Origin of the sequence: Pantoea sp. UBA4549, assembly GCF_002387285.1 — a bacterium.
GTDB lineage: Bacteria > Pseudomonadota > Gammaproteobacteria > Enterobacterales > Enterobacteriaceae > Pantoea > Pantoea borealis.
In genome coordinates this window covers 233,258-245,412 of the sequence record NZ_DGLH01000013.1, presented here as the reverse complement: position 1 = coordinate 245,412, position 12,155 = coordinate 233,258, and the positions used below count along the sequence as shown (strand labels likewise).

General features: G+C 54.0%; 11 protein-coding genes. 1 reads left to right on the top strand and 10 read right to left on the bottom strand.

The features are described from left to right. The 10 genes from skp to rpsB form a co-directional block, all read right to left on the bottom strand. Positions 1-498: a molecular chaperone Skp gene (skp, locus tag B3041_RS13530; RefSeq protein WP_065650082.1), complete on the bottom strand. Its 498-nt coding sequence runs from the start codon at positions 496-498 to the stop codon at positions 1-3. A 110-nt stretch (positions 499-608) separates the two neighbouring features. Beyond that, complete coding sequence (bamA, locus tag B3041_RS13525) at positions 609-3,020, bottom strand: outer membrane protein assembly factor BamA (RefSeq protein ID WP_065650083.1); 2,412 nt, start codon at positions 3,018-3,020, stop codon at positions 609-611. Between the two features lie 51 nt (positions 3,021-3,071). Continuing rightward, the gene (rseP, locus tag B3041_RS13520; RefSeq protein ID WP_292975593.1) at positions 3,072-4,421 is read right to left on the bottom strand and encodes a sigma E protease regulator RseP; all 1,350 of its coding nucleotides are present in this window, start codon (positions 4,419-4,421) and stop codon (positions 3,072-3,074) included. An 11-nt stretch (positions 4,422-4,432) separates the two neighbouring features. Then, positions 4,433-5,290 (bottom strand): phosphatidate cytidylyltransferase, encoded by an 858-nt coding sequence (cdsA, locus tag B3041_RS13515; protein WP_292975590.1) that lies wholly within the window; start codon positions 5,288-5,290, stop codon positions 4,433-4,435. 18 nt (positions 5,291-5,308) lie between these two features. Continuing rightward, positions 5,309-6,061: a (2E,6E)-farnesyl-diphosphate-specific ditrans,polycis-undecaprenyl-diphosphate synthase gene (gene ispU / locus B3041_RS13510; RefSeq protein WP_065650086.1), complete on the bottom strand. Its 753-nt coding sequence runs from the start codon at positions 6,059-6,061 to the stop codon at positions 5,309-5,311. A 161-nt stretch (positions 6,062-6,222) separates the two neighbouring features. Continuing rightward, entirely contained in the window at positions 6,223-7,425 is a 1,203-nt protein-coding gene (ispC, locus tag B3041_RS13505; protein ID WP_206099917.1) for a 1-deoxy-D-xylulose-5-phosphate reductoisomerase, read from the bottom strand. A 165-nt stretch (positions 7,426-7,590) separates the two neighbouring features. Continuing rightward, positions 7,591-8,148, bottom strand: coding sequence for a ribosome recycling factor (gene frr, locus B3041_RS13500; protein ID WP_065650507.1), 558 nt, complete (start codon positions 8,146-8,148; stop codon positions 7,591-7,593). Positions 8,149-8,337: 189 nt separating this feature from the next. Further along, positions 8,338-9,063 carry a UMP kinase gene (gene pyrH / locus B3041_RS13495; protein ID WP_039382729.1) on the bottom strand — a complete coding sequence of 242 codons (726 nt, stop codon included), beginning with the start codon at positions 9,061-9,063 and terminating at the stop codon, positions 8,338-8,340. A 153-nt stretch (positions 9,064-9,216) separates the two neighbouring features. Continuing rightward, positions 9,217-10,068, bottom strand: a complete 852-nt coding sequence (gene tsf / locus B3041_RS13490; protein WP_065650088.1) for a translation elongation factor Ts — start codon at positions 10,066-10,068, stop codon at positions 9,217-9,219. Positions 10,069-10,252: 184 nt separating this feature from the next. Continuing rightward, positions 10,253-10,978, bottom strand: coding sequence for a 30S ribosomal protein S2 (rpsB, locus tag B3041_RS13485; RefSeq protein ID WP_039382724.1), 726 nt, complete (start codon positions 10,976-10,978; stop codon positions 10,253-10,255). 320 nt (positions 10,979-11,298) lie between these two features. On the opposite strand from rpsB, the gene map reads away from it, so the two are divergent. After that, complete coding sequence (gene map / locus B3041_RS13480; protein ID WP_292975581.1) at positions 11,299-12,090, top strand: type I methionyl aminopeptidase; 792 nt, start codon at positions 11,299-11,301, stop codon at positions 12,088-12,090. Positions 12,091-12,155: the final 65 nt, after the last annotated feature.

Genomic DNA, 12,155 nt, shown 5'->3' with positions numbered 1-12,155 from the left:
TTATTTAACCTGTTTCAGCACGTCAGCAGTAATGTCTTTCGCATTAGCGGCATACGCTACGGCGTTAGCATCAATCACGACATCGTAACCATCGCTGTCCGCCACTTTCTTCACGGCATCCTGAATGCGGCTCAGCAATTTGTTACGCTCTTCCATCTGGCGACGACGGTTATCCTGCTCGAAAGACTGGGCTTTGCTGGAGAACGCTTCGCGCTGTGACATGATGTCTTTTTCCATGCGGCTACGCTCGCTCGCCTTCATGGTAGAAGCATCACGCTGCAGTCTCTGCATTTTGGTCTGCAGATCGCGCTCCTGGCCCTGCAGCTCAGTTGCGCGGCCTTTGAACTCATTCTCAAGCTGTTTAGCAACGGTCGCACGTTGCGGTAACTGCTGGAAAATGCTGGACACGTTTACCACTGCAATTTTGTCAGCAGCCTGAACGCCAGCGGAAACCGCTAAAGCAAGACCCAGACCTGCGGCACACAACAACTTTTTCACTATAAACTCCTTACCATCAACGTTTGTGTCTGCGACACAGTGTTTGGCTTGCTTAGCGCTTACTGCGCTAAGCCATGCCGTACTTCGCTTCCGCTTCCCTGCTCAGAGCATTACCAGGTTTTACCGATGTTAAACTGGAACTGCTCTGCTTTGTCTCCCTCGACTTTCTTCACCGGCTGGGCATAGGAGAAGACCAGCGGGCCCAGTGGTGACATCCACTGCAGCGCCAGGCCTGCAGAGACGCGAATGTTGTTAGGATCGCTGTAGTCCGGAATATCTGCAGCACGTGTTGCCGCCGTGTTCTGCCAGTTGGTATCCCAGACGGTACCGGCGTCCACAAACAGTGAGGTGCGCACAGAGTTAGCGTACTTCTCACTCAGGAACGGCGTCGGCGTGATCAGCTCAAGGCTGGCAATCGCCATCGCGTTACCCCCCACCGCATCATCTGACTTACAGATCCCGTTTGGATCGGTCAGATTACATGAGGAGGAGCGATCGTTAAGATAAGCAGCTTTCGGACCAATGGTATTGGAACGGAAACCACGTACCGTGCTGGAGCCGCCGGCATAGAAGTTCTCATAGAACGGCATCTCTTTATCCCCGATGCCGTCACCATAGCCCACGCGGCCGCGACCCAGTACTACCCAGGTGCCATCACGGTTCAGCGGCACATACTGCTGGGTATCCAGCGTGGCTTTATAGAACGCGTTGTCTGAACCTGGAATCGTCACCTTACCGTTCAGGTTGGTGCGGTTACCGCGCGTCGGGAAGAAGCCGCGATCCAGCGTATTGTAGGTCCAGCCATAGTTAAAGGTAAAATCATCCGCAGAGAAATCGCCTTTATTATTGAGTCCCTGAGGACGCCCGACCGAATCGAGGTAACGCCACATTGCTACCTGTGGGCGCATATTCGACAGATCGTTATGCACGTAGCCTAAGCCGACGCGCAGCGTGTTGTTCTCGTTAACCGGGAAGCCCAGCGTGCCATCAACACCGTAACTCTTGTTGGTGTAGTCTGACAGATCGGCATCGTCCGCTTTAAAGTCGTTGTAGAACAGGCGACCGCCCAGACTCACGCCGTCAACCGTGAAGTACGGATCGGTCAGTGAGAACTCAGCATAGGTCTGATAATCGTTTTTGGTACCGCTGATGCCAACGGTGTTACCGGTGCCGAGCCAGTTGTCCTGGGTAACACCCACCTGGAAGCTGACGCCGCTTTCAGTACCGTAGCCCACACCAAAGTTAAAGGTACCGGTGTTGCGCTCTTTAACTTTGTAGACCACATCAACCTGATCCGGTACGCCCGATACGCGCTGCGTATCCACATCGACGGTTTCGAAATAACCGGTGCGGTTCAGACGCTCTTTACCCTGGTCAACCAGATCGCTGCCCAGCCATGCGCCTTCCATCTGACGCATTTCACGGCGCAGTACGGCATCTTTTGAAGTGTCATTGCCTTCAAAACGGACTTTACGCACGTAATAACGATTACCGGCATCAACGTTGATATGTAGCTTAACGGTTTTGTCAGCGTCGTTGATTTCCGGCTGCGTCATGACGCGCGGATAGGCATAGCCATAGCGACCCAGCAGCTTTTTGATATCATCTTCCATCTGCGTCACTTTGGTGCCGTTGTAAAGCTCACCGTTCGGGATTTTGGTCAGATGTTCAATTTCTGCTGAGTGGCCCGCCATGCTGCCGTTCACGATCACGCCAGCAATTTTATACTGGTCGCCTTCGTTGATGTTGACGGTGATGTAGATGCCTTTTTTATCCGGCGTCAGGCTGACCTGTGTAGAGTCGATGTTAAAGCGCGCATAACCGCGATCCAGATAGAAGCTGCGCAGCGTCTCAAGGTCGCCGGCCAGTTTCTGCTTCTGATACTTGCGATCGCCGACCACGTTCCACCACGGCACTTCATCACGCAGCTGGAAGCGGGAGATCAGTTCATCAGAGCTGAACGCTTTGTTGCCCACGATGTTGATCTGCTGAATTTTGGCAGAGACCCCTTCCTGGAAAACAAATTTCAGATCGACACGGTTACGCGGCAGCGGTGTCGCAATCGCTTTTACGCTGGCGGTATATTTACCCACGCTGTAGTAAAAATCTTCCAGTCCCTTCTCGATTGAAGAGAGCGTGGTACGATCCAGCGCTTCACCTACGCGAATGCCTGACGCTTCGAGGTTCTGCTTCAGCTGATCCTCTTTCACCGCCTTGTTACCGGAGAAGGTGATGCTGGCAATAGTCGGACGCTCTTTCACCTGAACAATCAGGGTCGTTCCGTCACGTAAAACCTGCACATCTTCAAAATTGCCGGTGGCAAACAGTGAGCGAATAGTGTTTCTGATATCATCATCATTCACCGTATCACCGACGCGTACCGGCATGCTAAGCAGAGCCGCGCCGACGGCGACTCGCTGGAGACCTTCGAAATGAATGTCGTTCACCACGAAATCGTCTGCACCGTAAACGGTGGCGCTGCTAAACAGCAGCGACGCTATGAGCAACTTTTTCATCGCCATCGTTGTTATGCGTTTTCCTAACACATCCCGCACCTGTTTCCGTCCCGGACGTTACAGGCGAGAGAAATCATTGAAAAGTGCAAGTCCCATTAACAGCACCAGCAAAATTGAGCCGATGCGATAACTGAAGTCCTGAACTCGCTCAGACACCGGTCCCCCTTTGATCTTTTCGATCGCCAGAAAAAGCAGATGCCCACCATCTAAAACCGGTAATGGAAACAGGTTGATGATGCCCAGATTGACGCTAATCAGCGCCAGGAACATCAGATAGTAAATCACCCCGTACTCCGCTGATAAACCCGCACCCTGCGCAATCGAAATCGGGCCGCTCAGGTTATTCAGCTTTACATCACCTGTAATCAACTTACCCAGCATTGACACCGTAAGCTTCATCAGCTGCCAGGTTTTGACCCCTGCCTCACCGATAGCGGCCACCGGTCCATACTGTTTCACCGTTTTATACGCGTCAGACAGCGGCTGCACGCGCGGAATAACGCCTGCGAACCCCTCCTCAGGCTTGCCCGGCTTCGCGGCTGGCGTCAGCGTCAGACGCTGCTGTTCACCCTTTCGCTCAACCTCAAGCTGCAGCGGTTTATCCGGATTATCCCGCACCAGGCTGGCAAAAGCCTGCCACTGCGTTAACGGCTGACCATCGACTTTAACGATCCTGTCGCCCGCTTGCAAACCGGCAGCGCTGGCGGGTGAATTAGCCTGTATTTCTGCCAGCGTGGTTTCAATCTGCGGCCCGCGTGGGCGAATGCCGAGCGCCACCACCGGATCCTGCTTATCTGGCTCAAACTGCCAGTCGCGCAGATCAACCCGCTTCTGCTGCGTGACGCTTTCGCCAAACTGAGACACTGTCAGCGTGGTACTCTCATCGCCGATTTTCCCAATCAGGGCCATGCGCACAGCATCCCAGTCAGGCGTTTCGATACCGTCAACTGCGTTAAGTTCCATGCCAGACTGAATTTGCGCTTCCGCCGCAACGGAGCCGCTCACAATTTCGCCAACCACCGGCCGTACGCCGGGCACGCCGTGCATAAAGACCAGCCAGTAAGCGAAAATAGCGAAGAGGAAATTGGCAACCGGACCTGCGGCGATGACAGCTGCACGCTGCAGCACAGTTTTGTTGTTAAACGCTTCGTGACGGCGCTCAGCGGGAACGCTCTCTACACGCTCATCCAGCATTTTGACGTAGCCGCCAAGCGGGATCAGCGCAATCACATACTCTGTCCCCTGCCGGTCAGTACGTCGCCAGAGGGCTTTACCGAAACCGATAGAAAAGCGCTCAACATAGATGCCACAGCGCCGCGCCACCCAGAAGTGGCCAAACTCATGCACGGTGATCAGCACGCCCAGTGCGACGATAAAAGCAGCAAAACTCCAGAGAATGCTTAACATAGTTGCTGCTCCTAGAGGGTATGAAACACCAGCAGCAGCAGGCAGGCAAACACCGGCACGGCTGCTGTCAGGCTATCGATACGATCGAGGATACCGCCGTGGCCGGGGATAAGATTTCCACTGTCTTTGATGCCCGCTTCACGCTTGAACATGCTTTCTGTGAGATCGCCCAGTACGGAGGCAAGCGTGGCAACAACGGCACAGGCAATCAGCGTACCCGGCACCACCGTCAGCGGAGCCAGCAGCGCAAACAGCCAGGCGATGATAGCCGAGGAGAGCAGTCCGCCAAAGAAACCTTCCCAGGTTTTACCCGGTGAGACTTTAGGTGCCAGCTTGTTTTTGCCGAACAGACGACCAAACATATAGGCACCCGAGTCCGCGCCCCAGACCAGCAGCATAACGAACAGGAGCCACCAGGCGCCGGCAAAGTGATCGGTGTCGTAGTGATACTGGCGCAGGGCGATCATGCCCCAGAAAAACGGCACAATGGTCAGCACACCAAATAGCAGACGTAGCGGGCGCGAGCCACGCCATAGCGCGGCAGAGGCGGGATAGAACAGCACCAGGAATAGCGCAACGATCCACCAGCCAAGTGCAGCCCAGAGCGAGCTTTCCAGCTGAGGCTGGTGCGCATCGTGTGAATAGGACGGTAAGGTAAACAGCATCGCTGCCAGCAGCAGGCCACAGAGCAGTGCCAGCCAGACGCGCTGCTGACGGGTAGCCATGCCAGCCAGCTGCCCCCACTCCCAGGCGGCAAGCATGCAGATAGCAATCGTGGTAATCGCGAAACCAGACAGCGGTAACCAGAATAGCGCAGCGATCACCAGCGGAATCAAAATAAACGCGGTGATCAGACGAGACTTCAGCAAAGGTTACCCCCAGGTAGCTCAGGCGCCGCCTGGTGCAGCGCCGCCATAGCGTCGCTCCCGCAGAGAGAATGCATTCAGTGCACCTTCAAAAACATGTTCATCAAAATCAGGCCAAAGAACATCGGTAAACCAGAACTCAGCATAGGCTATCTGCCACAGCAGGAAGTTGCTGATTCGATGCTCTCCCCCGGTCCTTATCACTAAATCCACCGGCGCCAGCTCCTGCATACAGAGGTAGGGAGCAAGGCTTTCTTCGGTTATCTGGTCAGGACGCAGTAGCCCTTCCTGAACCTGTTCGGCCAGTTTCCTGGCACCCTGGATAATATCCCAACGGCCACCATAGTTGGCAGCAATGTTGAGGGTCAGTCCATTATTTTGTTGAGTCAGTTCCTCGGCGCGGCGAATGCGTTCCTGAATACGACCAGAAAAACGACTGATATCACCAATAATGCGCAGACGCACATTATGTTTATGCAGGCTCTTTACTTCACTGTCGAGAGCCCAGATAAATAATTCCATCAACGCCGTCACTTCCTGCGGCGGTCGGCTCCAGTTTTCACTGCTGAACGCATAGAGCGTTAACGCTTCCAGCTTGTGGCTGACCGCAAAGCTGACGGCACGGCGAACCGATTTTACCCCGGCTTTGTGGCCTGAAATACGCAGTTTGCCCTGATTTTTTGCCCAGCGACCATTACCATCCATAATGATGGCCACGTGACGTGGTGTGCAGTACGACCCGTCATCGATTGTATTGTGATTGTTGGACGACATAACGCGTAATAATTCCTTTCATCAGAAATGCTGTGTTTTCTGAATACATTGCGCCTGCGGCAAAGGCCGGCTCGTAAGCCGGATGACATCGAAACAATGTCGTGCCGTAAAACGCGAGCGACTATACCATTTTCAGCCAGAGCGAACAAATAGCGGGGCTATCAGCCAGCCAGAGAGACGCGTGACAGCAATGCCGTTGCACGCTGCCGCGCCAGCCGATCGATTTCCAGCACATCATCAATACTGGCGGGCTCCGGACAACTGAGCGTCCCCAGTACTTCGCTGTTGAGGGCGGCAATATCGGTAAAGCGAATCTGATGCTGCAGAAACGCTGCTACCGCGATTTCATTTGCTGCATTCAGCGTCGTCGTGGCCGCCTGCCCTGCAGTACACGCATCAATTGCCAGCTTCAGGCAGGGATAGCGCACGTAATCGGGTTCAGCAAACGTCAGTGCTTTCATTCGGGTGAAATCAAGCGGCGTAACGCCAGCGGCGATGCGTGCAGGCCATGCCATGCTGTGAGCAATCGGTGTGCGCATATCAGGCGAGCCCAGCTGCGCCAGCACGCTGCCGTCACAATAACGCACCATAGAGTGGATCACCGACTGCGGGTGCAGGATGACCTCCATTTGCGCGTCAGTGGCGTTGAACAACCAGCGGGCTTCAATGTATTCAAGACCTTTATTCATCATAGTGGCCGAATCAACGGAGATTTTGCGCCCCATCGACCAGTTCGGATGCGCACAGGCCTGATCCGGCGACATTGTAGCCAGATCTGCCAGTGGCGTGTCACGAAAAGGACCACCCGATCCCGTAAGGAGAATCGAGTCGATCCCGTTCTCCCGCAGATCAGCGTACCCCAACTGATGCTGTATGGAAGCGGGCAAACTCTGAAAAATGGCATTATGCTCGCTATCAACCGGCAGCAGCTGCGCCTGATGCTGACGCACCGCCTCCATAAACAAGCGGCCGCATGTGACAAGTGACTCTTTGTTGGCCAGCAGTACGGTTTTCCCGGCATGAATTGCTGCCAGCGTCGGCTGCAGGCCCGATGCGCCGACAATCGCCGCCATCACCTGATCAACATCATCCAGCGCCGCCAGCTCGCAGGCTGCCTGAACGCCGGAGAGCACTTCGGTATCAACGTTGAGTGCTTTCAGTCGCTCACGCAGGTCGGCAGCGGCAGTCTCATCAGACATCGCTGCATAGCGCGGCCGGAACTGGTGACACTGCTCAGCCATCAGCGCGGCATTCTGCCCTGCTACCAGCGCAGTGACCTGATAAAGTTCAGGATTCGCGGCCACAACCGCCAGTGTACTGGTGCCAATTGAGCCGGTGGATCCCAGAAGGGTTAATCGCTTCATCATGCTATCCCTGTGAAGTCATCATGGGTGCCCGCAACGGCGCCAGGCACAATGTAAAACGCCGCCAGAGTGCATTCGGTACGAATACGGCTCTGAACGGCGTTTTATATCTGTTACAGGCAGGCAATCACCTGCCTCCAGCAGATACAGACCGGGCTGACAGACTCAGAAGTCCATCAGCTCCTTCTCTTTTTCAGCCAGCGCAGCATCAACGTGCTTGATGTGAAGGTCGGTCATTTTCTGGATTTCATCCTGTGAACGACGTTCGTCATCTTCGCTGATCTCTTTATCTTTCAGCAGCGCTTTAATCTTATCGTTGGCGTCACGGCGAACATTACGCACGGAAACACGTCCCTGCTCTGCTTCGCCACGTACGATTTTGATCAGATCTTTACGACGCTCTTCTGTCAGCGCTGGCAGCGGAACACGGATATCGGTACCGGCTGAACTTGGATTCAGGCCGAGATCAGACGTCATGATCGCTTTTTCAACGGCCGGGCCCAGAGAGCGGTCAAACACGTTGATTTTCAGCGTACGGGAATCTTCTACCGTCACGCTGGCGAGCTGACGCAGTGGCGTAGGTGTACCATAATATTCCACCACAATGCCGTCGAGCAGTGAAGGTGAAGCACGGCCGGTACGCACTTTGCTGATGGTGCTTTTGAATGCTTCCACGCACTTATCCATGCGTGTGTCGGCATCTTTTTTAATATCGTTAATCACGTTAAAACCCTTGGATTCGGTTTGACCTGGCCATTTCCGCACGCGTCGGAACTGGTATCGATAAACATCGATCATCCTGCTACCTGCTGCTGACGCATAAGCCGCCTGCAACAGCGATTATGTCAGGTAGTGGCGCAGCGTCAGGCACTGCGCTATCAGAATATACCTTATTTTACCTTGCATCGGATATTAATGCGTAATCAGGGTGCCTTCTTTTTCACCCATCACCACGCGACGCAGTGCACCAGGCTTGTTCATATTGAAGACGCGAATCGGCAGCGCGTGGTCGCGCGCCAGCGTAAAGGCGGCCAGATCCATAACTTTAAGCTCTTTTTCCAGCACTTCAGCGTAGCTGAGCTGATCGTACAGCGTCGCGTCCGGGTTTTTAACCGGATCGGCTGAGTAGACGCCGTCTACTTTCGTCGCCTTCAATACGACGTCCGCTTCAATTTCAATGCCGCGCAGGCAGGCCGCAGAATCGGTGGTAAAGAACGGGTTGCCGGTACCCGCAGAGAAGATCACCACGCGGTTATTACGCAGCAGGCTGATCGCTTCGGCCCAGCTGTAGTTATCACAGACGCCGTTAAGCGGGATGGCAGACATCAGGCGTGCGTTCACATAGGCGCGGTGCAGCGCATCACGCATCGCCAGGCCGTTCATGACGGTCGCCAGCATGCCCATGTGGTCGCCGACTACGCGGTTCATGCCCGCCTGAGCCAGACCTGCGCCGCGGAACAGGTTGCCACCACCAATCACCACACCTACCTGGATGCCCAGCTCAACCAGCTCCTTCACCTCTTGCGCCATGCGGTCAAGCACGCTCGCGTCGATACCAAAACCTTCGGCACCCTGCAGGGCCTCGCCGCTCAGTTTCAGTAAGATACGTTGGTATACAGGTTTTGCGTTGGTCGCCATGGTCAATTCTTCCTGGAGGATAAGATGAATGAGAAGTTAAATCTGGTGAATCATCCGCTTAGCGCGTCAAAAAAGCTATTGGGATGAGACTGAAAATCACTGCGTCAAAACGCAGACAAAAAAGAACCGCCTCGCGGCGGTTCCGGTCATTCATTAAGACTGTTTGGACATCGCAGCCACTTCAGCTGCAAAGTCGGTTTCAACTTTCTCAATGCCTTCGCCCACTTCAAAGCGGATGAAGTTGATGACGTCTGCGCCTTTCTCTTTCAGCGCCTGACCAACAGTTTTGCTTGGGTCAATAACGAAAGCCTGACCAGTCAGAGAGACTTCGCCGGTGAATTTCTTCATGCGGCCTTCAACCATCTTCTCTGCGATCTCTTTTGGCTTACCAGACTGCATCGCGATATCCAGCTGTACCTGGTACTCTTTCTCAACCACGTCAGCAGAAACATCTTCTGGCTTAACGAATTCTGGCTTGCTCGCCGCAACGTGCATTGCGATCTGCTTGCTCAGCTCTTCATCAGCAGCAGTGGTAGAAACCAGAACGCCGATACGCGCGCCGTGCTGATAGCTGTTCAGCTGAGCACCTTCCAGTACTGCTACACGACGGATATTGATGTTCTCACCAATTTTAGCAACCAGTGCAACACGCTCTTCTTCGAACTGTGCTTTCAGCGCTTCAACGTCGGTGATTTTGCCGGCAGTTGCCGCATCCAGAACTTTGTCAGCAAACGCCTGGAAACCGCCATCTTTAGCAACGAAGTCAGTCTGGCAGTTAACTTCCAGAATCACGCCGTAGCCTTCAACGATTTTGGTTTTGATCACGCCATCAGCTGCAACGTTACCCGCTTTTTTCGCAGCTTTGATTGCGCCAGACTTACGCATGTTTTCAATTGCCAGCTCGATGTCGCCGTTCGCTTCAGTCAGCGCTTTTTTGCAGTCCATCATGCCTGCGCCAGTACGCTCACGCAGTTCTTTTACCAATGCAGCGGTAATTTCAGCCATTCCAGAATCCTCGGTTCGTTTCCGGGTGCGTGGGCACGCGCAGAAACCTGTTGCGGAAAATTTACTCTGCCCCGCCAGCCCGTAACAGGGAGCGCGACAGACGGAGATAAATAAAAGGGGCCTGTGCGGCCCCTTATACAGATAACATCTGATGTCTAAGGGCTCTCAGAAAGAGCAATCCTTATTAAGCGTTTTCTAAAGACGCGTCTTCAGCCTGCTCAGCCAGATCCTGTGAACGGCCTTCGCGCACGGTAGTGGCAACAGCAGTCAGGTACAGGCTTACAGCACGGATCGCATCGTCGTTACCAGGGATAACGAAATCAACGCCATCTGGATCAGAGTTGGTATCAACGATAGCAAATACCGGGATACCCAGGTTGTTTGCTTCTTTGATTGCGATGTGTTCGTGGTCAGCATCAACAACAAACAGCGCATCTGGCAGACCGCCCATGTCTTTGATACCACCCAGGCTGTTTTCCAGCTTGGCCAGCTCACGAGCACGCATCAGTGCTTCTTTCTTGGTCAGTTTGTCGAACGTGCCGTCCTGAGACTGAGTTTCCAGATCTTTCAGACGTTTGATTGACTGACGAACGGTTTTCCAGTTAGTCAGCATACCACCTAACCAGCGGTGGTTAACGAAGAACTGGTCGCAGCTCAGAGCTGACTCTTTTACCGCTTCAGCAGCAGCGCGCTTGGTACCAACGATCAGGATTTTACCTTTGCGAGAAGAGATCTTCTGCAGCTCAGCCAGAGCGTCGTTGAACATTGGTACAGTTTTCTCAAGGTTGATGATGTGAACCTTGTTACGTGCACCAAAAATGAATGGCTTCATTTTTGGGTTCCAGTAACGGGTCTGGTGACCGAAGTGAACACCAGCCTTGAGCATGTCGCGCATGGAAACAGTTGCCATGATTACCTCTAAAGTATGTTTGGGGTTGGGCCTCCATGTATCCCATACAACCGACCTCTTTCAAGGCACCCCGGCGTATGTGTCGATACATGTGTGTTTTAGTACACATAATGAGATTTATGCGCTTCCTGCCGTCTCGCATTCGTAAGGCAGCAGAGAATCGTCGGCGCGCTTTATACCATAACAGGTATAAATACGCCAGCGGTTGTTAGCGCAAAACGTGTGCGGCAATCCCGATTTGGCAGCCCATTTGCTGCCTGCTAACATGACTGCCACAGAACTCATTATTGTCGAAAATTTCGGCGATTGCGGAAAAATTCATGGCTATCTCAATTAAAACTCCTGACGAAATCGAAAAAATGCGCGTGGCGGGCCGTCTGGCTGCGGAAGTGCTGGAAATGATCGCCCCTCACGTTGTGCCGGGTGTGACCACCGGTGAGCTTGATCGCCTCTGCCACGAGCACATTACGCAGAAGCAGCAGGCGGTTTCTGCCTGTCTGGGCTATCACGGCTTCCCTAAATCGGTCTGCATCTCGGTAAACGAAGTGGTGTGCCACGGTATTCCCAGCGACGACCGCGTTCTGAAAGACGGCGATATCGTGAACGTCGATGTCACCGTCATCAAAGATGAGTATCACGGCGACACCTCAAAGATGTTTATCGTCGGCAAGCCCACTATCCTCGGCGAGCGCCTCTGCCGCGTGACGCAGGAGAGCCTCTATATCGCTCTGCGTCTCGTGAAGCCGGGCATCCGCCTGCGTGAGCTGGGACGTGCGATTCAGCAATACGTTGAGGCGCAGGATTTCTCTGTGGTGCGTGAATATTGCGGTCACGGGATCGGCAAAGGCTTTCATGAAGAGCCGCAGGTGCTGCACTATGACGCCGACGACAGCGGCGTGGTACTGCAGGCCGGCATGACGTTTACCGTGGAGCCGATGGTCAACGCAGGCGATTACCGCATCCGCACTATGAAGGATGGCTGGACGGTGAAAACCAAAGATCGCAGCTTGTCCGCGCAGTATGAGCATACTATTGTGGTGACGGAAACTGGCTGTGAGATTCTGACGCTGCGTGAGGATGACATCATTCCGGCGCGGCTGGAAAACGTATAATCCTCTCTCTGCTACACACCGAGCCGGCTTAATGCCGGCTTTTTAATGCGCGAAGGGGCATGTTG

What these genes read in the sequence shown, in the direction of transcription:
- pyrH (WP_039382729.1), bottom strand. Translation starts at nt 9,063, where the DNA reads ATGGCGACCAACGCAAAACCTGTATACCAACGTATCTTACTGAAACTG.
- map (WP_292975581.1), top strand. Translation starts at nt 11,299, where the DNA reads ATGGCTATCTCAATTAAAACTCCTGACGAAATCGAAAAAATGCGCGTG.
- ispC (WP_206099917.1), bottom strand. Translation starts at nt 7,425, where the DNA reads ATGAAGCGATTAACCCTTCTGGGATCCACCGGCTCAATTGGCACCAGT.
- ispU (WP_065650086.1), bottom strand. Translation starts at nt 6,061, where the DNA reads ATGTCGTCCAACAATCACAATACAATCGATGACGGGTCGTACTGCACA.
- tsf (WP_065650088.1), bottom strand. Translation starts at nt 10,068, where the DNA reads ATGGCTGAAATTACCGCTGCATTGGTAAAAGAACTGCGTGAGCGTACT.
- rseP (WP_292975593.1), bottom strand. Translation starts at nt 4,421, where the DNA reads ATGTTAAGCATTCTCTGGAGTTTTGCTGCTTTTATCGTCGCACTGGGC.
- bamA (WP_065650083.1), bottom strand. Translation starts at nt 3,020, where the DNA reads ATGGCGATGAAAAAGTTGCTCATAGCGTCGCTGCTGTTTAGCAGCGCC.
- rpsB (WP_039382724.1), bottom strand. Translation starts at nt 10,978, where the DNA reads ATGGCAACTGTTTCCATGCGCGACATGCTCAAGGCTGGTGTTCACTTC.